Origin of the sequence: Rhabdothermincola sp., from assembly GCF_036846205.1 — a bacterium.
In the GTDB taxonomy this organism is placed as follows: domain Bacteria; phylum Actinomycetota; class Acidimicrobiia; order Acidimicrobiales; family Acidimicrobilacustridaceae; genus Rhabdothermincola.
The window spans coordinates 1-21,991 of record NZ_DAIUCK010000053.1 but is presented as its reverse complement, the minus strand read 5'-3'; the positions used below and the strand labels follow the sequence as shown (position 1 = coordinate 21,991).

Below are 21,991 nucleotides of genomic sequence, written 5' to 3'. Positions count from 1 at the left end.
GGGCCATCGTGCTGCCCGGGGTGCAGGTCGGCGACGGTGCGGTGATCGGCGCAGGCGCCGTGGTCACCGGGGATGTCGGCGCCGGGGAGACGGTGGTGGGGGTGCCGGCCCGGCCGATCGGGGATCGGCGCTGATCGGCGGTCAGCCTCCGGCGGAGCGGTCGGGGTAGCCGAAGGTCTCGATCTCGCGGGCGAACACCGCGGCGATGCGCCGGTTCGCGCCGGCATCGAACCGCACGGGATCTCCCTGGGGGCGGAAGCCCCCCTTGGCCCGTGGCAGCTCGACCGGGACGTCCAGGCCGAGGATCGACAGCACCCGCTCGAGGTCGGCCTGGAGGGATTCGAAGCGGCCGACGAAGTCGACGGCCACCCGATCGTCGATGGTGTAGAGATCCCAGTCGCTCGGCAGCTCCGCCGTCCTGACCCACCGGTCGAACGGTGGGCGGTCGGGATCGTCGCGGGTGGCGAACCAGTACCAGGACGCGGTCTTCTCCCAGGGATCGCGCTCGAAGCAGAACGTGAAGTACTCCTCCCAGACCCGCCGTCCCAGGCGGGCGATGATGAGCCGGGCGGGCATGTGGTTGTAGAAGGCCCGCCCGGCTCGCAGGTCGGCCAGCGCGCCCCGGGCGCCGCTGCCTCGCAGCGAGCGCGTGCGGCGGAGCCGGCTCGCCACCTCGGGCCACGGGTTGAACCGCCGGTGCCAGTTGCGGGGGTGGTGGTCGATGCCCTCGCTGACCGTGAAGGGGGTCACCACTGCGTCGGGGCCGGCCAGGGACGAGAGGAAGACCTCGATGCTGGTGCCCGCGGTCTTGCGGGTCTTCACGAAGATGAACTTGTGCTGGTGGGAGACGATCATCGGGCTCTCGTCCAAGGCGACGACCGCTGGCGTCGCCACGGCGGCGCAGGCTGCCGGGGTGGGGTCCGGGCGACTCTAGTAGGGTCGGTCGCTTCGGCGGACCGTGCAGGCTGCCGCTGCCGTCGGTCGGGAGACAACCGTGCGAGTCTTCATCCTCTGCGCCGGTCGAACCGGCTCCACCACCATCATCCGGGCGTTCGGCCATGCGACGAACTTCACCGCCGGTCACGAGAGCCGGGCCGATCGGATCGTGGCCCGCTGCGAGTACCCGGATCAGCACATCGAGGCCGACAACCGCCTGGTGTGGTTCCTCGGGACGCTCGAGCGCCTCTACGGGGACGCTCCGCTCTACGTGCACCTGACCCGGGACCGCCGAGCGGTGGTCGAGAGCCACCTGGCTCGCTGGAATGCCGCGGTGGCCCGCAGCCGCCCCGCGTGGCTGCTCCGCCATCCCCGGATGCTGGCCGGTCGGGCGCGGCGGTGGCTGCGCGACCCCGAGTCGACCCGCTATCCCTCGATCGTGCGGGGTCTCGGTCGGGAGGTCATCATCAGGCCTGGGGTGTTCAGCGAGGAGGACCGCCGGCAGGTGTGCGAGCTGTTCGTCCAGACCGTCGAGGACAACATCGAGGCGTTCCTGGCCGGCAAGCCCAACGTGGAGCACGTGGCGGTCGAATCCTTCGCCGACGACGTCAAGCGGCTCTGGCATCGCATCGGAGCGGAGGGTGATCTCGACGCCGCTCTGGCGGAGCTCGAGGTTCGCCACAACCGCTACTTGAGCTGACGCGCCCGGCGCAGCAGCAGGATCGTCGCTGCCGCCCCCATCACGGCGACGAGGCCGGCCCGCCACGCGCCGGTGGCGAGCGCCGCGGTGCGAGCAGCCCACCGGGCGCCGGCGAGGGCGCAGCCGATCTGCACGACCGCGACGGCGGCGGCGAGCTGCTGAGGCCAGGTGGCAGGGTGCTTGTCCGCCGGCGAGCGTCGCCACCCGACCAGCGCGATCGCCCCGACGGTGACCGGCACCGCCGCGCCGGCCAGCGCCCCCCACAGCGCGGCGGGCCTGCCAGGGGCACCCCATGCCGCCGCCCAGAGCGCGGGGACCACCGCCGCCCCCCACACCGCGGCGGGAACGGGGCCGAAGGGCTCAGCCAGGCGCGGCACGCACGCCAGGGCGGCGACGGCGGTGGCGCCCAGCACCAGCACCGGGGCCTCGGTGTCGGGGACCGCGGCCCAGATGCCCCCGACCCCGGCCAGCGCCACCAGCGCCGTGGTCCAGCGGGGAGCTCGGCTGCCGAGCGCCTCGAACCCCCACCCGAGCAGGACCACCATGGCCGACAGCACGAAGCGGGCGGCGATCGGCAGGCTGGCAGGCACGGTGGCGGTCACCGCGCCCAGCGCCCCCAGCACGGCCAGCTGGGCAGGCCACCGCAGGGCGGCGGAACCGGCCACCGCTCCCACCCCGGTCGCGAGTGCCAGGCGCGCCTCGCCGAGGTCCCGCCAGACCAGGGCCAGGGAGGTGAGCACCCCCAACCCGGCGATGGTGAGCGCCGGTCGTCGCCACGGGATCACCACCAGCGCGACCGCCACCGCACCGGCGGCGGCACCGGCGAGCGCGTCCCGGGGGTTGAACGCGTCGAGCTCGACCCCCACGGGGTGCCCGGTCAGCGTGGCTCGGTGGTGGTGCCGGGCGCCGACTGCGGTGCGGTGGTGCACAGCGTGACCAGGCTGGCCACCACCTCGACATCGGGGAGGTCGGCGGCCAGCGCCTCGACCGCGGACGCCTCGAGCGGCGGGACGGGCACGTGCGAGATCAAGGGGTGTGCGACCCGTTCGTCCGCCTCGTTGGCGCCACGGAGCACCTCGTGGAGCTTCTCGCCCGGGCGCAACCCCGTGTAGACGATCTCGACCGGCCGAGGCGCCTGCGCGGCCAGGCGGCGGGCCACGTCGTCGATGCGCACCGGCTCGCCCATGTCCAGCACCAGCGCCTCACCGGGACGCCCGACCGCGCCGGCCTGGATCACGAGCTGGACGGCTTCCTCGACCATCATGAAGTAGCGGGTGACCTCGGGATGGGTGACGGTGATCGGGCCGCCCGATTCGAGCTGGGAGCGGAAGGCGGTGAGCACGGACCCCCGGCTGCCGAGGACGTTGCCGAAGCGCACGCTCACGTAGGGCAGTTCCGTTCTCGCAGCGACCTCCGCGGTCAACCGTTCGGCGATCCGCTTGCTGTAGCCGAGCACGCTCACCGGGTCGGCCGCCTTGTCCGTGGAGATGTTGATGAGCCGGCTCACCCGGTGCGCGAGGGCGACGTCGAGGACGTTGCGGGTGCCGAAGACGTTGGTCTTGACGGCTTCCTTGGGGTGCATCTCGAGCAGCGGCAGATGCTTGAGGGCCGCGGCGTGGAACACCACCTCGGGCCGGTGCTCGCGGAAGGCGGCGTCGAGCGCGTCGCGGTCGCGGATGTCGCAGACCACCAGGTTCCGGGTGTCGAGCATGGCCCGGCCCTCGAGGCGCAGCTGCAGCGCGTGCAGCGCGGATTCGTCCCGGTCGAGCATGACCAGCTCCGCGGGCGCGAACCGCGCGATCTGGAAGCACAGCTCCGAGCCGATGGAACCACCCGCTCCCGTGACCAGGACCCGCCGGCCGGTGAGGTAGCCGGCGATGGCATCGACGTCAGTGTCGATGAGGTGACGGCCGAGCAGGTCCGCTTCGGTGACGGGGCGCAGGTCGCCCACCCCGACGACCCCGTCGAGCAGCTCGTCGAGCGGGGGCAGGATCTTCAGGTCCACCCCGAGGTCCAGGGCCACGTCGCTCAGCTCGCGGACCAGCTCCGGACCCGCGCTGGGCACCGCCAGGATCAGGGTGGTGGCACCGGTGCGGCGGACGGCCTCGGCGATGGTGGACCGGTTGCCGAGCACGGGCACGCCCATGATGCGCAGCTTGCGCTTGCTCGGGTTGTCGTCGAGCAGCCCGACGGGCAGGTAGGGGCTGTTCGGGTTGCGCAGCATCGAGGTGAGCAGCTGCACGGCACCTTCACCGGCGCCGAAGATGAGCACCGGCGCTGCGTCGGCCTCCTTCGGCCGGTTCCGCCGCTCGAGCGACAGCCGCCACAGGTAGCGCACGGCCGACATCAGCACGAGCGCGATGACGCCGGCGAAGAAGACCACGCTCATGGGGACCAGCTGGTGGGTGAGGATGGCGTTGATCACCGCCAGGCACACCGTCACGACGACGGTGGAGCGGGCGAGGTGGGCAACTTCGTCGAAGGAGCCGTAGCGCCAGAGCCCCCGGTAGAGGCCGAACGCCAACCCGAGCGCGCACTGGATGGCGCACGCCAGCAGGATCTGGGCCAGAAGGCCTGAGGGGGTGAAGGGCCCCCATTCGTTCGCCGTGGTCTCGAACTCGTAGCGCAGGACCAGCGCCAAGGGGACGGCGACGATCCACGCCAGGCAGTCGAGCGCGACCTGCACCGCGGTGCGGTGGCGTTCCAGGAAGTGACCCACCTGCGGTCCCACCGACGTCACTCCTCCCCATTGCCCCGATGGCCGGGGTCGCCAGCCCCGGTCACGCCCCCGGTTGCGTCCGAGCCGAACAGTAGCCGCTCGACCGTGCAGCGTGCAGGCGAGCCGGTCTCGTGGAGCCCGACGGTGTGTGCCGGGACAGCCGCCGGTTCCCCGACCCGTGAACCAGGCCCGAGGATGGGTCGGACGGACCGGACCGTGGCACCTCCGGATGGGTCCCGAGGCCGGGACGCGGTGGGTCGCGCGGCTCTTCGATCAAGAGGTGATGGCCAGGCCGAACACTGTGCACTACGCTGCGGGTGTCGCCGGCTGCGCCGAGTGGGCCGGTGATGCTGGATTCCTGGTCGGTGGTGCGCCAGACTGGCACCCTCATCTCGCTTGGCGGAGGGAGACGCGTGGCACGACGGATAGTGGTTCTGGCACTGGCCCTGGTCCTGGCGACCGGTGCCGTCGCCCACGCGCAGTACGTGCCTGGTCAACCTGGCTTCCAGCTCGACCCGGCGACCCTCCCAGACACGGGTGGCAGCACCACCATCAGCGGGGTGGGGTGCCCGCCGAACGTGCCGGTGGAGGGCTTCATCCTGGTCGGCGGTCAGGAGATCTTCATCGGCAGTGGCATGGTGAAGAACGACAAGGACGGCCCCTTCCAGTTCGTGGCCCAGATCCCTCCGCTGCCGGCCGGTGAGTACACGGTGATCGTGAAGTGCGGCGGGGTGATCATGAGCAACCTGCTCACGATCACCAGCACCACACCCATCACCCTGCGCCCGCAGCCCGGCCCGTTGCCCCGCACGGGTGCGGACGTACTGGGCTTCGTCAAGATCGGCCTCGGCCTGGTGGTTGTCGGCGGTCTGCTCCTGCTCGCCGAACGGAAGCGCCGCCGGGCCGAGATCACCTGAGCGGGTCGGCTGGCCGGCCGCGGGTCAGCGCGGCTCGCGGTCCAGTGTCGCGATCACGTTCTCGACGGCGCTGATCGCCTGGTCCAGCCCGCCGTGTTCGAGTGCCCAGCACGGCACCGTGCGGGCCACCCTGATCAGGGCCTCGAAGCGTGCGTCGTCGGCGTCGTCGAGCCCGAACGCGTTCTCCAGCAGCAGCACCAGTGCTTCGGGCGGCTCGACTCGGCGCAGCTCCGTAGCGGTCCCGGGACGGAACCGGTGGAACACACAGATCCCCAGCCGGGCCGGTGACCGGTCATCGCCGCCCGGCTGCTGCGCTCGGGGTTGCAGGCGGCCGGGCTCGACGGCCAGCGAACCCGCTGCGGTCGACGGTGGTTGGCCGACCTCGGGGAACAGGGGCCAGGACCCCTCGTCGAGGGTGATGGGCAGCGGCAGCGGCGTCACCTCGAAGGTGGCGGGGTCGAACGCCACCCCTTCGTCGGTCACGTAGCGGTGGCCGCGGCGGACCAGCCCGGCCACCAGCGTGGACTTGCCGGATTCGGGCGGGGCGGGCAGCGCCACCACCACGTCGCCCACCCGGATCGCCGAGGCGTGCAACCGCACCAGCCGATCGGTTCGTTGCAACGCCTGGCGGTGCACGTGCCAGAACAGGAACGCCATCGCTTCGTCGGGCCCGGCTGCGGCTCGCAGCACCCGCCCGTCGAGCAGCACCGACACCCGGTCGCCCTCGGTCACCAGCTCGTAGCGCGGGCGGTCCGCGCCCTGCTGGCCGCCGGGCTCGTCGTCGGCCATCTCGGCCAGGGCGGCGTGTACGGCCGCGGCCAGCGCCGGGTCGGTCGTGGCCACCTCGAAGCGGTGGTCCAGGGCGGCGAACCGGCCGGCGAGCGTCGTGGCCGCGGCGTCGGGCCGGGGCGCTTCCGGCTCCGCGTCCTCGGCGTGGCCCCACTGCGGGGGGCGGAACGTCGCCGAGGGCGGGTCGCCGAGCAGGCCGAGCTCTTCGAAGCCGGCCAGGGCGGCGTCGACGTCCCGTCGGACCTGCTCGACCGGGGCGCCGTATCGGGCGGCGAGCGCCTCGGCGATGGTGCCGGGGTCGTCGGGTGCGTCACGCCACGCGATCCAGATGGCGGTGGCGGTCTCGTTCAGCAGGTGGCTGACCCGCTCGATCGGGTCGTAGAGCACCAGATGCCCATCGACGGGCAGCTCGCGCAGGTCCGGTCGCGGTCGTGCCGGCACGGTGCTCACCTCCGGGGCTGGCCGGTCAGGGCTCGGAGCGCCTGGCGGGCCCGATCCGGGACGGTGGCGCCGCGAGCGGTGCGGGGGGCGGCGACCGCCAGGCCGTAGGCCAGCTTGTCGCGCACCCCGGGGAGCGCGGCCATCGAGGTGAGCGCCCGCAGCACCGGTGCCCGAGGGGTGTCGCGGTAGCCCTCGAGGCGCCAGCGGTCCTGGCGCGAGGGGTGGGTGGCGGCGCGCCAGGCGAGCAGCGCCGCCGGTGGTACCCAGCCCAGCCGAGCGCTCGTGTCGTCGACCGCGGAGGCCACCACGGTGCCGACCTGCCAGCGCTCGGCCAGAGCCAGGGCGTCGAGGAGTCTCCCCGCCGAGCGGGGGCAGGTGAGGGCCACGTCGCGGAGCTGGTTGCGGCGCGGCGAGGGTTGGCCGAGCACCGCGTGGATGCAGGCGTGCAGGAACCGGCGAGGCCGGTCGAGAGCGGGCAGGGCCACCCCGGCGACGGTGAAGGTCTCGGTGCCGTCGAGCAGCTCGTCCGGGTCGATGGTCAGCCCGAAAGGCCCTTGGCAGAGGGTGCGGTGCAGGTCGATCTCGTGCCCGTCCGGCAGCACGAAGGCCATCCCCTTGGAGAATCGCCGGTCGAAGCCGGGACGGGGTTCCGGGTACCGCCGCCGCCCGCCCCGATCGGCGAGCACCCGGCCGGCGAGGGCGAGCTGCGCCGGCGCGACGAGCAGGTCGAGGTCCCCGAATGCCCGCCACGAGGGGTCCGGGGTGTCGAGGTGGGCGAGGGCCGGGCCTTTGAGGACCCGGTGGTCGATCCCCTCGCGGGTGAACGCCGCGTGGAGCTCGAGCAGGAGCCGTTCGAGGGCCAGGGCGGAGGCCATGGAGCTGCGATGGCGTTCGTAGATCTGCTCCCGCTGCTCGACGGTGGCCGGCCAGTCACCCAGGGCGATCGCCCACGCCAGCACCGGGTCGAGCCGCTCGGCCCGTGCCCCGGAGAGCAGCTCGGTCCACGCTCCGGGGTCGAGGGGGGCGGCGGGTGTGGCCGGGTGCTCCGCCAGCCCGGGCGCGGCCAGCCCGTACGCGGCCAGCGCGTCGAGCAGGAGGTCGGCCCGGCCGGCGCTCGGGGTCATCGGCCCGCCGGCTCGACGGCACCGCAGCCGATCAGCGAGTCGAGCACCTGATCCACGTCGGCGGCGACGATCGCCGGGTCGACCGCCAGCGGCGCCGCCCCCTCGGGCCCCGCGGCTGCCTCGGCCACCACCGCGGCCACCAGCTCCTCGGCGCGGGCAGGTTCCGCCAGGTGCTCCCAGACGGGCACCGCGGCCGAACCGCGCACCGCGAGCGGCTCGGAGAGACGGGCCGTGAGCAGCAGCACACCGTCGGGCAGGTGACGCCAGAGCACATCCTCGGACCGGACCCAGCGCCCGGCGGGTCGGGTCGACATCGGCGGAAGTCTAGTGGCCGGCCCCGGGCGGCCTCCGCCGCGGCGCGGGCCTGCGAAGATGGGTTCGTGAGCCCGGCCGAGCCAGCGAAGGAGACCGCGAAGGAGACCGCGAAGGAAGCGGTGAACGGCGAGGTCGTCGTGCGCCGGGCCCGTGACGACGAGCTGGGGGCCGTCATCGAGCTGGCCTCGGCCGCGCTGGGCTGGCGGGCCGGCGAGCCGAACGAGGCGCTGTTCCGGTGGAAGCACCTGGACAACCCATTCGGTCGCTCGCCGATGTGGGTGGCCGAGGTCGGGGGGCGCCTGGCGGGGTTCCGCACCTTCCTGCGCTGGGAGTTCCGCCGCGCCGACGGCTCGGTGGCCCGGGCGGTGCGGGCCGTCGACACCGCCACCCATCCCGAGTTCCAGGGGCGGGGGATCTTCACCACCCTGACGCTCGGCGCGCTGGCCGAGCTGCAGGAGGAGGGGGTCGACTTCGTCTACAACACCCCCAACTCCCAGAGCCGCCCCGGCTACCTGAAGATGGGTTGGCAGGTGGTGGGCCGGCCACCGGTCAAGGTGCGCCCGTCGAGCCCGGCAGCGCTGATGCGGATGCTGCGGGCCCGGGTGCCGGCGGGGAAGTGGTCGCTGCCCGCGCCGGCGGGGGAGCAGCCCGCCGCGGTGTTCGCCGACCGGTCGGTCGCCGGGCTGCTCGACGCCCAGCCCCCGGCGCCCGGGATCACCACGAACCGCAGCCCCGGGTTCCTCGCCTGGCGGTACGGGCTGGAGCCGCTGCAGTACCGGGTCCTGCTGCGTGGATCGTCGCCGGGCGAGGGTCTGGTGGTGTACCGGCTGCGACCGCGGGGCGCGGCGGTCGAGGCGGTGGTGGCGGAGGTCCTGGTACCCCCGGGGGATCGGCGGGCGGAGCGGGCGCTGCTCGCCGAGCTGGAGGGGGTGACCGGCGCCGACTACCTCATCCGTATCGAGCGGGGCTGGCGGCCACGGCACCGCTTCGTGCCGCTGCCCCGGCAGGGCCCGATCCTGACCTGGCGCTCGGTGTGCCAGACGGAAATGCCACCGCTCGAGCAGTGGTATGTGGTGCTCGGCGACATCGAGCTGTTCTGAGGGCGTGACCGGCCGGAGAGGAGGCGACACGGCCACCCACTACGAGATCCTGGGGGTGCGAGCGGACGCCAGCCACGACGAGATCAAGCGGGCCTATGTGGAGCGGGCGCTGCGCTACCACCCCGATCGTCACGCCTCCTCGCCGCCGGCGGAGCGGGAGGCGGCGGCGTTCCGCATGCAGGAGGTCAACGCCGCCTGGGAGGTGCTGCGCAACCCGGCCCGGCGGGCGGCGTACGACGCGGAGCTGCGTGGGGATCGGCCGGTGTGGGAGCGGCCTGCCGGTGGCCCACCGCGACCGGCGCGCACCACGACCATCCGGGCGGGCGAGGACCTGCCGTTCGCCGCGCCGGGCTTCGAGGTCCCGGCGCGCCACGCTCCGCTGCTGCGCTTCGGTCCCGTCGTGGTGCTCGGGGTCGTGCTGCTGGCGGTGCTGGTCATCACCGCGTACGCGAACCGGGGTGGGGACCCACACGCAGCGGATCCCGGGGTGGCGGTGGAGACCGGTGCCGGCACGGTGCGCTTCGAACCCGGCCAGTGCGTGCTGATCGTGTCCGCTGGGGGCCGGCTGCTGCCGGTGCCCGCCGGCTCGTGCGACCAGCAGGGGGCGAGCCGGATCACCCAGGTCACCGATCTCGGCCGGCCCTGCCCGACGGGCAGCACGCCGTTCGACCTGCAGAGCGACAAGCTCCGCCTGTGCCTGCAGGCGTGACCGGCGCGAGGGGCGTGTCTGCGGGTTGCGCCCGGCGCGCCGCCTACCCTGGCTCGGGTGAAGGTCGTGGGCTTGGACCACATCGTGCTGAACGTCGCCGATCCCAGGCGGGCCCTCGAGTTCTACGCCGGTGAGCTCGGCCTGGAGCCGGTGCGGGTCGAGGAGTGGGAGCGCGGGGAGGTCCTCTTCCCGTCGGTGCGGGTGGACGAGCGCACGGTCATCGATCTGCTGGAGGTCGAGCGCTCGGGCGAGAACGTGCACCATCTGTGCCTGGTGCTCGAGGCGGGCACCGACCTCGACGCCCTGGCCGCGTCGGAGCGGTTCGAGGTGGTCGACGGGCCGGACGATCGCTGGGGGGCTCGAGGTGTGGCCCGGGCGCTGTACGTGCGGGACCCCGACGGCAACGTGGTCGAGCTGCGCAGCTACTGACCGGCGGGCTCGCTCGGTGGGCTCGACGGGCTTCGTGCCGCTGGCCTGGGCGTCGGGGGCACCCCACCGGTGGCGGGAAGTAGCGTGCGGCGATGCTCGATCGGGACCCCCTGCCGCCGACCTGGCGCAACCGTCTCTACAGCGAGTTGCTGACCGTGACCGGCGAGCTCGTGCGCTGGTCGTGGCGGGTGGTGTGCGCGGCGGGGGCGATCGGGCCACGGACCCCGACCGCTCGGCGGTTCGGGTCCTTCGGTGACGGGACGATCGTGTGCTTCCCGTTCGGCTCGCACGTGAACCTGCACGCCATCCACCTGGGCGCGGGCACGGTGGTGAACCCGGGGGTGACGCTGTCCGCAGGGTGGATGCCGGACCAGCCCGGGTTGGCGTCCCGGGTGCTTTCGATCGGCGACCGCTGCCTCATCGGGCGGGGCAGCAGCATCGTGGCGCACCAGTCCATCGAGATCGGCGACGACGTGTGGACCGGCCACCACGTGCACATCACGGACATGAACCACGGCTACGAGGACCTCTCGGTGCCGATCTCCCGCCAGTATCAGCCGGAGGCCCCCGTGACGATCGGCGACGGGTCGTGGTTGGGGCACGGGGTGGTGGTGCTGCCCGGGGCGCGCATCGGCCGCCACGTGGTGGTGGGGGCGAACAGCGTGGTGACCGGGGACCTGCCGGACCACTCCGTGGCGGTCGGCGCGCCGGCCCGGGTCATCAAGCGGCTGGTCCCCGACGGGCCGACGGGCGCGCACGGGGCGGAGCCGGAGTGGCGGCGCGAGCCGGTCGCTGATTGAGCGTGGCCGGGCTGCCGGGCGCGGCACCGGCGCACGGTGGGCGGGGTGGGAGGCCCTTCGCTAGAGTGACCCGTGCCAGCGGGCGATTAGCTCAGACGGCTAGAGCGCTGCCTTCACACGGCAGAGGTCGAGGGTTCGAGTCCCCCATCGCCCACCGAGAACAGCTCCTCGCAGCAGGGCGCTGTCTGCGTATGCCAGACCGGGTCAGGCGAACGGGCCGAGGCGACCGGTGTCGATGAGCCTCTTGGCGCCGTCGATCGCGTCCCGAGCGACGGCGAGCGCCTGGATGGCTTCCTCGGTCGTGACGCCCGGTGTGGTGGGCGAGGGGTACTCGGTCTCGTTCCGTCGCCGCCGAAGCCGGTTGATCTGCCCGAACACAGGTAGGCCACCGCGGTCGTTGAACTGTGCGCGGACGGCATCGATCACCGCTATATGTCAACCCCGCGTGGTCGCTCGCAGTCCTTGGACCGCGAGGAGTGCAGCGGACGCTTTGCGGGCGGCGTCGTAGCTGAGCTGCAGTGCGCCGGCCGGATCGTCTTCGAGGCCGAGGTTCGCGAGGCGCACGTGGGCTTCGGCGTCGCGCAGGAGGCGGTGCGCGACACCGGTGGACGCCTCGACCCTCTCGACGTGTCCATCGTCGATGAGTCTCTGGATGACCTCGCGTCCCCGTGCCCAGGTCATGGTGTGGGTTCCCGCTGGTGACGGAGTTGCTCGAGGTCCGCGGCCAGCGTGGCGGCTCGGTCGTCGACGAGGACGGGGACGATCGGCCGGGAGCGGACCTCGCGGATGAAGCTCTCGTCTGCGTCGAGCCATGCTTGGCGGGTGCGGGCGGTGACCTGCACCGGAAGGCCGATCTGGTGCTCGGCGGCGTCGGCAGCGTCGTGCATGGCGTCGAGATCCACCTCGCCGATGACGAGTACGTCGATGTCGTTGGGTGCGCGGCCGGGCCGACCGAGAAAGCGAGCTGCCCATGACCCGAAGAGCACGACGGCCTCCGCGCCGGCGAGGTCGGCGAAGGTCTCGGCGATGACAGCCGGGGGCCCGTAGGTACCGAGGATGAGTTGCCGGACAGCCGGGTAGAGCGGGTGGTCCGGGTTGGCCCGCACGAGGCGCGTGGGCCCGACTTTGCGCGAGGTGACGATCCCAGCCTGCTCGGCTCGGTCGACCTCGCGAGACACGGTGGGCATGCTCGACCCGGTCCACTCGACGAGCTCGGTGAGGTTGTACTCCTTCGCGGGGTCGGCGAGGATGCGCGCCAGGAGCCGGCCCTGGGTCTCGGACCGGAGCATGGGGGCGAGGGACGGCGCAGTTACTTTCATGAACCGTAGAGAAGTATACGGATAATGAGGGTTATGAGGGGGAGCCTGCTGGTCGCGTAACACCTACGCCAGGCAGCAGGGCTTCCGCGGAGTGAGGCCAGTGATGCTGGTCGTGACCCAGAGCAGGTTGGCTGCGTCGACGGGTCCGTTGCCTGCTGCAGTGGTGGTGGGCGAGGATCTCGGCGCGCCACCGGCGCAGAACTGCGCGAGTCGGATGAGCTCGGGCCCGGCTTCTGCTGTGGCACACCACGCGATCCGGGTCGGAGTCCTCGGCGTCAGCAGCGGCCATTCGACCGGGAGGAGTACCCACAGTGGTGGAACCCGCCGGGTTCTACGCCACTCGGTGGAACGTCAACCGCGCGTGCGATGACCACCCGCGCGAAAAGCCCAGGGGCCACCCACGGTGCGTGTCTGTGTTCGTCTACCCGCAGATCTCATGGCCGCCGACCATTGCGGTCGTGCCGTGCTCCACCGCTGCCGACGGAGGGTCGTGATGGCTCCTCGCGGGTCCCGTTGGGCTCAGTCACCCTGCTCGACGAGCTTGATGAAGGTGTCCTGTCTCTTGAACATCTGCGGGTAGCAGGTACGCCGCCAAGGCCACCGCCAGCACGAGACCGATCACGTCGTCGGCGGTCATCGATCGACCCCCACCGTTTCGGCTGCCTGGTCGGCAAGGTCCGCGGGAGCGTCGTCGCTGGCGCGGATCATCCGATCACACGCCCGGACTTAGGCGACACACAGCCCGAAGAACCCGATGACCAGCGCGACGAACACGATGGGTCCCCGACCTCACCCGCCGCTACCAGGTGATCCGCTACGACTGCCGGGGCTTCGGTCGCTCCGGCGAGCTCGACCCGGCCGTTCCCTACGTGCACCACGAGGACCTCGTGGCGGTGCTCGACCACCTCAGCGTCGAGACCGCGGCGGTCGTCGGGTTGTCCTTCGGAGGGCAGGTCGCGCTGCAGACCGCGCTCGCCGCACCGTCGCGGGTCCGCGCCCTCGTCGTGCTCGACGCGCTGCTCGACGGCGTGGCCTGGGATCCCGAGTCGCTCGCGGGGCTCGACGACCTGAACGCCGCGGTCGCCGAGGGAGGCGTCAGGGCCGGCCGGGCGGCGTGGCTAGCCCACCCGCTCTTCGCCGCGGTCTGGCGGCACCCGGAGATCGAGGCTGAGCTGCGCGCGATGGTCGAGGACTATCCCGGTCAGCACTGGCTGGGACGCGATCCCCACCGACGCGTCGAGCCGCGCCCGCTGGAACGACTCCACACCATCGACATCCCGACCCTGGTGATCGTCGGTGCGCTCGACGTCCCTTGCTTCCGGGAGATGTCCCGCATCCTCGCCGAGCGGATCCCACACGCCGAGCACCACACGATCGACGGCGCCGGGCACATGGTGAACATGGAAGCCCCGCACGCGGTCAACGGCCTGCTCCTCGACTTCCTCGACCGCGTCGCCCGCTGACCGTTCCCCCGGCCCGTGGCGGCGAACGCGGCCCGGCAACGACCTCCCGCGGCCGTAGCCGTGGTGGGGTGTGGGATGCTCAGGTCGCGGGGCGCAGGTCCGCCGAGGCGAACAGCCGCCTGGCGGTGAGCAGGACCACCGCCAGGATCGCGGTGGCGGTGCCGGAGATCAGGAACGGGATGCGCCCGTTGTCGCCCCAGGCGAGGCCGGCCCACACGCCGGCGATGAGGAGGCCGACACCGGAGATGGCGGCGTGGATGCCGAGCGCCGTGCCCCGGTTGTCGGCCGGGGCGAGGTCCGCGACCCAGGCGCGGCTGATGCCGTCGGTGAGCGCGGTGTAGCCGCCGTAGATCGGGAACAGCACCCACAGCCAGCCGGGGGTGCCGGCCAGGCCGAACCCGAGGTACGCGACGGCGAACAGGCCGAGGCCGGCGGCGAACACGACCCGGCGGCTGCGGCGGTCGGAGCCGAGACCAGCGGGGTAGGACAGCACCGCGTAGGAGAGGTTGTAGAGGACGTAGAGCGCCACGACCCCGGCGAAGCCGTAGCCGAGCTCGTCGGCGCGCAGCAGCAGCAGGGTGTCGGGGAAGTTCACGAGCGCGAACAGACCGATCAGGGTGATGACCCTCCAGTACCGGCGGGGGAGGCCGCGCAGCGACCAGGCTCGGCGGTTGCCGAGGCCCGGGTGGGGGCGTTCGCGGACCAGGAACACGAGGGTCACGCTGAGCACCGCGGGGATGACGGCGATCCACAGCAGCGGCCGGAAGTCCCCGTCGACGAGCTCGAACAGGCCCAGGCCGATGAGGGGGCCGACGACGGCACCGGCGGTGTCGGCGGCGCGATGGAAGCCGAACGCCCGGCCCCGGTTCGCGGGGGTGGTGTCGTCGGCGATGATCGCGTCGCGGGGTGGCCCCCGCAGGCCCTTGCCGACCCGGTCGGTGAACCGGGCGGCGAGCACCATCGGCCATGCCCCGGCGAGGGCGAGCAGCGCCTTGCCGAGCGCGGAGATGCCGTAGCCGGCGGCCACGAGAGGCCGGCGGTGACGGAGATCCGCCAGCCGGCCCGACGCGGCCTTCATGGCTGACGCCGTGCCATCCGCCAGGCCCTCGATCAACCCGAGGACGGCCGGGGGTGCACCGAGCACCCCGGTCACGAAGAACGGCAGGATCGGGTAGAGCAGCTCCGAGGCCGTGTCCTGGAAGAACGACACCGCGGAGACGACGTACACGTTGCGGCTCAGGCGCGGGGCTCGTCGGGCCGGTGTGGTCGCTGGCTCGTCGCTCACGCCCACGAACCTAAACGGAACCGAGGCGGTGCCAGGGTCGCCCGGGGCTCGGGCCGGCTACCGGACCTCGAGTGGCCCGCTGAGGTAGCGCTGGATGGTCGGTCCGATCGCGGCCGTCACCCGCTCCCTGGCCGTCGAGGCCAGCGGCTCGACGCGCCAGACGTACCGGAGGAAGGCGAGCCCGACGAGCTGGCTGCTCACGAGGCAGGCCCGATACAACCGGTCGTCGCTGTCGAGGCGCTCGGCCACCGCGCCCACCATGGCCTGTGCGATCAGCGACTCCAGTCGGCCCCGGGCGACGGGCTCGTGGGCCGCGGTGAGCAGGATCGAGCGCAGCACCTGCGCGGCAGCCGGATCCTCCCAGGTGTCCAGCAGCAGGTCCACGAGAGCCGCACCCCGAGCACGCATCGGCGTGGTCTGAGCGGCGCCGATGCGCTCGAGGAACCCCTCGGGGGGCTGGAGGCACGCGTCGAGCAGCGCGTCCTTGCCGGAGAAGTAGTAGTGGACGAGGGCGGGATCCACGCCTGCGTCGTGGGCGACCGCTCGCATCGAGGTGCCGGCCCAGCCGTTCTCGGAGAACGATCGCCGCGCGGCCGCCACGATCCGGTCGAGGACCACGCCTCGGCTCTCCCTGGGTCCGTGGCCGGACCCCCGCCGGTTCCGTTCGCTCATCGATTCATCATGCATTGAATCCGATTTCAATGTGTGATGAAATTGCGCCGTCGGCAGGGGCTCGTGGAGGGTGGCATGGCGGTGAGCGCAGCGGGGACCGATCCAGGGCAACGGCGGCTCAACGGCCCCCAGACGACCGGGCGGAGCTACCGCAACCTCTCGCCGCCCGCGTACGGCATCATCGAGCAGTTCGACACGGAGATCGTCGTGCGCGACGGGACGGTGCTGCTGGCGGACGTGCTTCGTCCCGATGCCCCCGAGCCGGTGCCGGCGCTGGTGGCAGCGTCGTGCTACCCGCGGGAGATCCAGAACAGCGGTGCACCACTCGGGTTCGTCGAAGCCGGCGCCTCCGACTTCTGGGTTCCCCGCGGCTACGGGCACGTGATCGTCGACGTGCGCGGCACGGGCGGATCAGGCGGGACCTACACCATGCTCGGCCCGGAGGAGCAGCGAGACCTCGCGGACGTGGTGGAGTGGGTGGCCGGCCAGCCGTGGTGCGACGGGAACGTCGGGATGATCGGCATCAGCTACTTCGGCATGACCCAGCTCGCGGCGGCCGGGCACTGCCCGCCTCATCTGAAGGCGATCTTCCCCGGCGCGGCCACCGCCGAGCTGTACGAGGCGATCTGGCACCACGGTGTGCTGAGCTCGACCTTCGCGTCGGCGTGGCTGGCCGGGGTGGGGATCCTCGCCGGGAAGAAGGAGCACCTGTTCCGCAACCGGGTCGTCGATGTCCTCGAGGAGGTGTTGAAGAGCCCGGCGGTCCACCAACGGTTCGAGCATCTCAACGGTGAAGCGGCGGTCTCCGCGCTGGGGGCGGTGATGCGGGCCTCGTATCCCAGCGATCCCTTCGATCGGCTCTGGACCGAAGCCGTGAGCCGTCCCGTGCGCGACGGTTGGTGGGAGGATCGCAACCTCGCGGAGGCGGCGAGGCGGATCTCGGTGCCCGTCTACCTGTTCTGCGACTGGGAGAACGTCCCACTCCATCTCCCCAGCACCTTCACCCTCTGGGAGTCCCTCGAGGGTCGGGTGCCGCTGCGCATGGGCCTGCTCGGGAAGAACGGGCTCACCTGGCCGTGGGAGAGCATGCACGTGGAGGCGCTGGCCTGGTTCGACCATTGGTTGAAGGGCGTGGACACCGGCGTGCTCGACGGTCCACCGGTGCGGTACTGGATGCCCGGTGCGGAGGAGTTCCGCACCGCCGAGACCTGGCCGCCGCCCGAGGCCACCATCATCGACTACGCGCTCCGCTCTGACGGCCTCCTCGCGGCCACGGACCCCTCGCCGGGCGAGCGACGCTACCTGTTCGTCCCCGACGGCGCCGAGCGGCCGAGGGGGGCTCCGGAGCCGATGCTGCCGTCGATGTTGGCCTGGGAGACTCCTCCGCTGGCGGACGATCTCGACGTGGTGGGTGAGATGGAGCTCGTCCTGGACGCCCGGATCAGCGCCCTGGACACCCACTGGCTGGTCACCCTCCAGGACGTCGACGAGGACGACCAGGCCGAGGACGTGACCGCGGGTTGGCTGCGTGCCAGCCTGCGGGCCGTGGACGAGGAGGCGAGCAGACCAGGACGACCGGTGCTCACGCTCACGAGCGCGGAGCCGGTCCCGCCGAACTCGCTCGTCACCTACCGCATCCCCCTGGTTCCGAACGCCCGGCGCTTCGCGCGACACCATCGGATCCGCCTGACCCTGACCAGTGACGATCGAGCGAGCACCGCGCCGGCGATGATGGGCTTCAGGCACGCGCCTCCCGCCGATGCGTCGGTGAACACCGTCGCTTCCAGCTCCCGTCTCCGCCTGCCGGCGACGTCCCCGTCAGGTCACCCCACCAGCGGCTGAGCCGTTCCCGCCGGCCTCGGGTTCCGGGCCGGCGAGGGAGAGGTAGCTCTGCTCCTCCTGGGCGAAGTGGAGGCGCAGGATCGCATGGAGCCCGTAGAGGATGCGGCGCATCTCCAGGACATCCTCCTCGTCGGGCCCGGTGTCGGGAAGCTGGTCGAGGAGCCGGCCGAGGCGATTGACCTGGTGCGCGATCTCGACGTGGCCACGGGACATCGCCCCGGTCGGGTCGGTCCCTCCCAACACCGCGGCGACTTCGGGGTACAGCGCCGCGTCTTCCGCTTCCTCGTGGGGGAGCAGCTCCGCGGCGAGGAAGTGATGGACCTGCTTCACCTGATCGACGGCGTCGTCGGGCGGCGTGGTGCCGAGCGCGTCGGCGACGGTGCGCAGCCGGTCGAGCTCGGGACGGAGCTGGCGATGTTCAGTGCTGAAACGCCTGGCGACCGCGGTACCGGCTTCGCCGAGCCTGGGGGCCTGCCCGCGGCCGGGGGTGAGGGCCCGCAGGGCGTTGAGGATGACGGCCACGTCGATCGCTTCCTGGAGGATGGCCCCCCAGACGGGGGCGAGGAAGCCGAGCGCGGCGGCGATCATGGCCGTGCCGGAGAGGGTCATGCCGGCGATCACGCTCTGCGTGGCGATCGAGCGGGCCCGGTGGGCGACGGCGATGCCGTCGGCGAGGGGGTCGAGGCGGTCGACGGTGAGCACGACGTCGGCAGCTTCGGAGGAGGCGGTGGCCCCGCGGGCGCCGATCGCCACCCCGACGTCGGCCAGGGCGAGCGCGGGGGCGTCGTTGATCCCGTCGCCGACCATGATGGTGCTCCCGTAGCGGCGTGCGGCGGTGACGGCCTCGACCTTCTCCGTGGGGCTGCGCTCGGCCAGCACCGCATCGACGCCGATGACCGCGCCGACGGACTCGGCCACGTCGGCTCGATCACCCGTGACCATCTCGACCCGCCGGATGCCGCTGCCACGCAGCGCCCGGATGGTGCGGGGAGCATCGGGGCGCAGGGGATCGTCCAGCACGATCGCGCCGGCCGGGGTGCCGTCGATCGCCACGAACATGGTGAGGGCCCCGTCGAGATCCGCTCGGCGATTGACGGCGCGCACCCAGGTCGGCGGGGGACCGTCGGGGAGGATCCAGCTGGCCTTGCCCACGGAGACCACGTGCCCGTCCACGCGCCCGCTCACCCCCTGGGCCGGGATCTCCTCGACCTCGACCGGGCGGGTCAGGTCGATCCCCCGGTAGCGGGCCTCGCGAACCACGGCGGCCGCCAGGACATGGGGGGACACCTGCTCGAGTGAGCCGGCCGCACGGAGCAGCTCCTCGACGGAGCGGTCACCGGCGGTGATCACCTCGGTGACCGTGGGCCGACCTTCGGTGAGCGTGCCCGTCTTGTCCAACAGGAGCACCGTCGCCCCGGCGAGGCGCTCGAGCGCCCCACCGCCCTTGACGATGACCCCGAGCCGGGCCGATCGGGAGAGCCCGGCCACGATCGCCACCGGCGCGGCGAGGATCAGTGGGCACGGCGTCGCCACCACCAGCACCGCGACCGCCCGGACCGGATTCCCGGAGACCGCCCACGCGCCTGCGGCGAGCACGAGGGTGACCAGCAGGAACCAGCCGGCGAAGCGGTCGGCCAGGCGCACGAACGGCGCGCTCGATGCCTGGGCCTGCTCGACCAGGCGAACGACCCCGGCGTAGGTGCTGTCTTCCGCCGTGGTGCTGGCCCGGAGGTCGAAGGCATCACCGGCGTTCACCGTCCCGCTCCGCACCGGGTCCGAGGTCGGGTGCTCCACGGGGAGGGGCTCACCGGTGAGTGCCGACTCGTCGATCACGGCGACACCGGTCTCGACGAGGCCGTCCACGGGGACCACCTCGCCGGGGCGCACCAGGAGCAGGTCCCCGGGCCGGACGTCGGCCAGCTCGGCGTCGGCGATCGTGCCGTCCACGTAGCGGTGCACGATCCGGGGGGCGCGGCCGACCAGGGCCCGCAGGTCTCGCTCGGCGCGAGCGGCGGCTCTGGCCTCCAGCGTCCGCCCGCTGGCCAGCATCACGGTGATGATCGCTCCCGCCAGGTACTCGCCGACCGCCAGCGTGCCGGCGAGGGCGACGACCGCGATCACGTCGACACCCAGCCGACCTCGCCGGGCCGCGTCCACGACCCAGAAGACTCCCGGCACGATCCCGACGATGGTGGTCGCCACCCACATCGCCTGGGCGGCCCGATCCTGGCCGGCGAGCATCAGCGCCCCACCGGCGGCCAGCCCCACGAGCGCCAGCACCAGCAACGTGAGCTGGCGGGCGCTGCCGGTCGAGGTCGTCATCGCTTCGAGGTTACGGAGGTCGCGGGACACGGGCTGCCCTCCTGCCGGGCGTCTCGTCACCGGATACGACAGACTGTCGTCATTCGGCTCACCCGAGAGGTTCGATCGACCGGGAGTGTGACCATGGCTCAGCGTCGCCCGATGGGCAGCCTCGAGGCCGACATCCTCGAGATCCTGTGGCGATCCGACGGGCCGGTGACCCCGGCCGAGGTGCGCGATCGTGTCGGTGGGGAGCTCGCCTACACCACGATCGCCACCATCCTGACCCGCCTGGTCGACAAGGGCCTGGTCCGCAGGACCCGGCGGGGCCGTGGCTACACGTACGCCGCGACGGTCAGCGAAGCTGAGCTCACCGCGGCCCGGATGCGGTCCGCGCTGGCCGCCAGCACCGATCGGATCGAGACCATGAGCCGATTCGTCGACGGGCTGTCGGCCAAGGAGGCCGCCGCGCTGCGGGCCGCACTCGAGGAGCTGGACGGGTGAACGTGCTGCTCGTCGCCCCGCTGTTGCTCGTCGTCGCCGGTGTCGCCGCGGGATGGTTCCTGCCCAGAGTGACGTCGCCGGCTTCGAGCGTCCGAGTGCTCACCGTGGCGACCGTCGCGGCGGCCGCCGGGGTCGCCGCCGCGCTGGCCCTGGTGGCGCTGGCCGGTGCTTCGGAGCTGCACGAGGTGTCGTCGTGGCTCGGCTGGTGCGACGCGCTCTACCCCGGCGACCACGGCGCCGCGCCATGGGCCGGCGCACTCGCCGCGGCACTGCTGGTGGTCGCCGCCCGCCGGGCACGGCGCTACCTCAGCCGGAGCCGAGCGGAGACGGCGGCGTTCGCGCCGGTCGAGGGCGTGGAGGTGGTCGCCGCTGCGGGGGCGGTGGCGTTCGCGGTGCCCGGCTCACCCGGTGGGGTCATCCTCGGCGATGAGTTGGTCCGCACCCTCAGCCGGGACGAGCGCCGGGCGGTGATCGCCCACGAGCACGCCCACCTCGATCACGCCCATCACCGCTACGTCCGCGCCGTGGAGACCTGCGCGGCCGCGTTCCCCTTCCTCGTGCCCCTCGCCCGCCAGGTCCGTTTCAACACCGAACGGTGGGCGGACGAGACCGCGGCGAGCGCGGTCGGCTCCCGCACCCTGGTGGCCCGGGCGATCGCCCGGGTCGCGCTCCTCGGCGCGCCCACCCCGGCCCCTGGCGTGCTGGGGTTCCGGTCGCTGAGTGCCGCTGCCCGGGTCGAGGCCCTTCTGCGTCCGTCCACCCCGGCCCGGGTCACCCTGCCCGCGGCGGCCTCGACGATGACGATCCTGACGACCCTTGCCGGATCGTCCGTCCAGGTCCATCACCTGGCTTCGTTCCTCAACCACGTCTGCCGCTGACCTACTCAGGGTGGGGCCCGGTATGATCTACGACACACTGTCGTAGAAAGGAGTGGCGCATGACGGGCCACCCGCTCGATCGCCGACGGTTCCTGGTCGCGGCCGCCACGACCGCGCTCGCCGCTGCCGCTGGCTGCTCCTCATCCGGCAGCCGTTCGCGATCGGCCTCCTCCGCGCCGCCTGCCACCATCGGACCGACCGACCCAGCGGTCGCGGCCGCGGAGGCGGCCCGACCGAAGACGGGGACGGTCGTGCGCCGCGAGCTGCGAGCGGCTCCGGTCACGCTGGAGGTGGGCAACCAGCGAATCGAGACCTGGGCCTACGACGGAGCTGCTCCCGGAGCGACGCTGCGTGCGGTGGTGGGCGACACCGTGGAAGTCGTGCTGCGCAACGACCTGCCCGAGGACACCACCATCCATTGGCACGGCCTGGCCTTGCGCAACGACATGGACGGGGTGCACGAGCTGACCCAGCCCCCGATCCGCCCCGGCGACACCTTCACCTACCGCTTCACCGCCCCTCACGCGGGCACGTACTGGTTCCATCCGCACATGGGCCTCCAGCTCGACCGAGCGCTGTACGCGCCACTGGTGATCGACGAACCGGACGAGCCTGGCGCCTACGACGTCGATGAGGTCATCGTGCTCGACGACTGGCTCGACGGGCTCGGCACCACCCCGGAGCGCACCTTCGAGCAGCTCACGTCGATGGGGATGGGTGGCGGCTCCGGGGGAAGGGGCGGTATGGG

Annotated in this window: 22 protein-coding genes, 1 tRNA gene and 2 pseudogenes; 13 read left to right on the top strand and 12 right to left on the bottom strand. The window is 72.6% G+C overall.

Annotated elements, in window-relative coordinates:
• Nucleotides 1-134, top strand: a pseudogene (locus tag V7004_RS15835) (sugar O-acetyltransferase); the annotation flags it as partial.
• Between the two features lie 7 nt (nt 135-141).
• Here the strand turns inward: V7004_RS15835 and V7004_RS09325 are convergent.
• Nucleotides 142-894, bottom strand: a complete 753-nt coding sequence (locus V7004_RS09325; protein ID WP_334143551.1) for a sulfotransferase family 2 domain-containing protein — start codon at nt 892-894, stop codon at nt 142-144.
• A gap of 100 nt (nt 895-994) precedes the next feature.
• Between V7004_RS09325 and V7004_RS09320 the strand changes: the two genes are divergently transcribed.
• Nucleotides 995-1,636 (top strand): hypothetical protein, encoded by a 642-nt coding sequence (locus V7004_RS09320; protein ID WP_334143550.1) that lies wholly within the window; start codon nt 995-997, stop codon nt 1,634-1,636.
• On the opposite strand, the gene V7004_RS09315 is transcribed toward V7004_RS09320, so the two are convergent.
• Nucleotides 1,624-2,502, bottom strand: coding sequence for a hypothetical protein (locus tag V7004_RS09315; RefSeq protein WP_334143549.1), 879 nt, complete (start codon nt 2,500-2,502; stop codon nt 1,624-1,626). The two genes, V7004_RS09320 and V7004_RS09315, sit on opposite strands and share 13 nt — an antisense overlap.
• Nucleotides 2,503-2,513: 11 nt before the next feature.
• Nucleotides 2,514-4,367 carry a polysaccharide biosynthesis protein gene (locus tag V7004_RS09310; protein WP_334143547.1) on the bottom strand — a complete coding sequence of 618 codons (1,854 nt, stop codon included), beginning with the start codon at nt 4,365-4,367 and terminating at the stop codon, nt 2,514-2,516.
• 401 nt (nt 4,368-4,768) lie between these two features.
• Between V7004_RS09310 and V7004_RS09305 the strand changes: the two genes are divergently transcribed.
• Nucleotides 4,769-5,272, top strand: a complete 504-nt coding sequence (locus V7004_RS09305; RefSeq protein WP_334143546.1) for a hypothetical protein — start codon at nt 4,769-4,771, stop codon at nt 5,270-5,272.
• Between the two features lie 24 nt (nt 5,273-5,296).
• On the opposite strand, the gene V7004_RS09300 is transcribed toward V7004_RS09305, so the two are convergent.
• Genes V7004_RS09300 through V7004_RS09290 form a run of 3 tightly spaced genes read right to left on the bottom strand, consistent with a single transcriptional unit; the run spans nt 5,297 to nt 7,940 of the window.
• Nucleotides 5,297-6,502, bottom strand: a complete 1,206-nt coding sequence (locus tag V7004_RS09300; RefSeq protein ID WP_334143545.1) for a PqqD family peptide modification chaperone — start codon at nt 6,500-6,502, stop codon at nt 5,297-5,299.
• Nucleotides 6,503-6,507: 5 nt separating this feature from the next.
• Entirely contained in the window at nt 6,508-7,626 is a 1,119-nt protein-coding gene (locus V7004_RS09295) for a nucleotidyltransferase family protein (protein WP_334143544.1), read from the bottom strand.
• Nucleotides 7,623-7,940, bottom strand: coding sequence for a hypothetical protein (locus V7004_RS09290; RefSeq protein ID WP_334143543.1), 318 nt, complete (start codon nt 7,938-7,940; stop codon nt 7,623-7,625). The genes V7004_RS09295 and V7004_RS09290 overlap by 4 nt, the downstream gene beginning before the upstream one ends.
• A 66-nt stretch (nt 7,941-8,006) precedes the next feature.
• Between V7004_RS09290 and V7004_RS09285 the strand changes: the two genes are divergently transcribed.
• From V7004_RS09285 to V7004_RS09265, 5 genes are all read left to right on the top strand, one after another.
• Nucleotides 8,007-9,041, top strand: a complete 1,035-nt coding sequence (locus V7004_RS09285) for a GNAT family N-acetyltransferase (protein ID WP_334143542.1) — start codon at nt 8,007-8,009, stop codon at nt 9,039-9,041.
• Nucleotides 9,042-9,045: 4 nt separating this feature from the next.
• Nucleotides 9,046-9,750, top strand: coding sequence for a J domain-containing protein (locus V7004_RS09280; RefSeq protein WP_334143541.1), 705 nt, complete (start codon nt 9,046-9,048; stop codon nt 9,748-9,750).
• Between the two features lie 57 nt (nt 9,751-9,807).
• Nucleotides 9,808-10,179, top strand: coding sequence for a VOC family protein (locus V7004_RS09275; protein WP_334143539.1), 372 nt, complete (start codon nt 9,808-9,810; stop codon nt 10,177-10,179).
• 92 nt (nt 10,180-10,271) lie between these two features.
• On the top strand, nt 10,272-10,979 hold the full coding sequence (locus tag V7004_RS09270; protein WP_334143538.1) for an acyltransferase: 708 nt from the start codon (nt 10,272-10,274) through the stop codon (nt 10,977-10,979).
• Nucleotides 10,980-11,059: 80 nt separating this feature from the next.
• Nucleotides 11,060-11,133, top strand: a tRNA-Val gene (locus V7004_RS09265).
• A gap of 50 nt (nt 11,134-11,183) precedes the next feature.
• On the opposite strand, the gene V7004_RS09260 is transcribed toward V7004_RS09265, so the two are convergent.
• From V7004_RS09260 to V7004_RS09250, 3 genes are read right to left on the bottom strand one after another with little or no spacing between them, the layout of a single operon-like run.
• The gene (locus V7004_RS09260; RefSeq protein ID WP_334143537.1) at nt 11,184-11,405 is read right to left on the bottom strand and encodes a hypothetical protein; all 222 of its coding nucleotides are present in this window, start codon (nt 11,403-11,405) and stop codon (nt 11,184-11,186) included.
• 9 nt (nt 11,406-11,414) lie between these two features.
• On the bottom strand, nt 11,415-11,660 hold the full coding sequence (locus V7004_RS09255) for a hypothetical protein (protein WP_334143536.1): 246 nt from the start codon (nt 11,658-11,660) through the stop codon (nt 11,415-11,417).
• On the bottom strand, nt 11,657-12,268 hold the full coding sequence (locus V7004_RS09250) for a winged helix-turn-helix domain-containing protein (RefSeq protein ID WP_334143535.1): 612 nt from the start codon (nt 12,266-12,268) through the stop codon (nt 11,657-11,659). Before V7004_RS09250 ends, V7004_RS09255 begins: the two co-directional genes overlap by 4 nt.
• A gap of 818 nt (nt 12,269-13,086) precedes the next feature.
• On the opposite strand from V7004_RS09250, the pseudogene V7004_RS09245 reads away from it, so the two are divergent.
• A pseudogene (locus V7004_RS09245) lies at nt 13,087-13,761 on the top strand (alpha/beta fold hydrolase); the annotation flags it as partial.
• A 79-nt stretch (nt 13,762-13,840) separates the two neighbouring features.
• On the opposite strand, the gene V7004_RS09240 reads toward V7004_RS09245, so the two are convergent.
• Together V7004_RS09240 and V7004_RS09235 are read right to left on the bottom strand one after the other, a co-directional pair.
• Complete coding sequence (locus tag V7004_RS09240) at nt 13,841-15,046, bottom strand: MFS transporter (protein WP_334143534.1); 1,206 nt, start codon at nt 15,044-15,046, stop codon at nt 13,841-13,843.
• Between the two features lie 57 nt (nt 15,047-15,103).
• Complete coding sequence (locus tag V7004_RS09235) at nt 15,104-15,718, bottom strand: TetR/AcrR family transcriptional regulator (protein ID WP_334143533.1); 615 nt, start codon at nt 15,716-15,718, stop codon at nt 15,104-15,106.
• 75 nt (nt 15,719-15,793) lie between these two features.
• Here V7004_RS09235 and V7004_RS09230 point away from each other — a divergent pair, with 75 nt between their 5' ends.
• Complete coding sequence (locus V7004_RS09230; protein ID WP_442968036.1) at nt 15,794-17,560, top strand: CocE/NonD family hydrolase; 1,767 nt, start codon at nt 15,794-15,796, stop codon at nt 17,558-17,560.
• Here V7004_RS09230 and V7004_RS09225 read toward each other — a convergent pair.
• The gene (locus V7004_RS09225) at nt 17,537-19,882 is read right to left on the bottom strand and encodes a heavy metal translocating P-type ATPase (RefSeq protein WP_334143531.1); all 2,346 of its coding nucleotides are present in this window, start codon (nt 19,880-19,882) and stop codon (nt 17,537-17,539) included. The two genes, V7004_RS09230 and V7004_RS09225, sit on opposite strands and share 24 nt — an antisense overlap.
• Nucleotides 19,883-20,023: 141 nt before the next feature.
• On the opposite strand from V7004_RS09225, the gene V7004_RS09220 reads away from it, so the two are divergent.
• The 3 genes from V7004_RS09220 to V7004_RS09210 all read left to right on the top strand — a co-directional run.
• On the top strand, nt 20,024-20,365 hold the full coding sequence (locus V7004_RS09220) for a BlaI/MecI/CopY family transcriptional regulator (protein WP_334143530.1): 342 nt from the start codon (nt 20,024-20,026) through the stop codon (nt 20,363-20,365).
• The gene (locus tag V7004_RS09215; protein WP_334143529.1) at nt 20,362-21,243 is read left to right on the top strand and encodes a M56 family metallopeptidase; all 882 of its coding nucleotides are present in this window, start codon (nt 20,362-20,364) and stop codon (nt 21,241-21,243) included. The genes V7004_RS09220 and V7004_RS09215 overlap by 4 nt, the downstream gene beginning before the upstream one ends.
• 59 nt (nt 21,244-21,302) lie before the next feature.
• On the top strand, nt 21,303-21,991 hold a 689-nt coding region (locus tag V7004_RS09210; protein ID WP_334143528.1), incomplete at its 3' end, for a multicopper oxidase domain-containing protein.

What these genes read in the sequence shown, in the direction of transcription:
- V7004_RS09220 (WP_334143530.1), top strand. Translation starts at nt 20,024, where the DNA reads ATGGGCAGCCTCGAGGCCGACATCCTCGAGATCCTGTGGCGATCCGAC.
- V7004_RS09290 (WP_334143543.1), bottom strand. Translation starts at nt 7,940, where the DNA reads ATGTCGACCCGACCCGCCGGGCGCTGGGTCCGGTCCGAGGATGTGCTC.
- V7004_RS09230 (WP_442968036.1), top strand. Translation starts at nt 15,794, where the DNA reads ATGGCGGTGAGCGCAGCGGGGACCGATCCAGGGCAACGGCGGCTCAAC.
- V7004_RS09250 (WP_334143535.1), bottom strand. Translation starts at nt 12,268, where the DNA reads ATGCTCCGGTCCGAGACCCAGGGCCGGCTCCTGGCGCGCATCCTCGCC.
- V7004_RS09235 (WP_334143533.1), bottom strand. Translation starts at nt 15,718, where the DNA reads ATGAGCGAACGGAACCGGCGGGGGTCCGGCCACGGACCCAGGGAGAGC.
- V7004_RS09255 (WP_334143536.1), bottom strand. Translation starts at nt 11,660, where the DNA reads ATGACCTGGGCACGGGGACGCGAGGTCATCCAGAGACTCATCGACGAT.
- V7004_RS09225 (WP_334143531.1), bottom strand. Translation starts at nt 19,882, where the DNA reads ATGACGACCTCGACCGGCAGCGCCCGCCAGCTCACGTTGCTGGTGCTG.
- V7004_RS09270 (WP_334143538.1), top strand. Translation starts at nt 10,272, where the DNA reads ATGCTCGATCGGGACCCCCTGCCGCCGACCTGGCGCAACCGTCTCTAC.
- V7004_RS09295 (WP_334143544.1), bottom strand. Translation starts at nt 7,626, where the DNA reads ATGACCCCGAGCGCCGGCCGGGCCGACCTCCTGCTCGACGCGCTGGCC.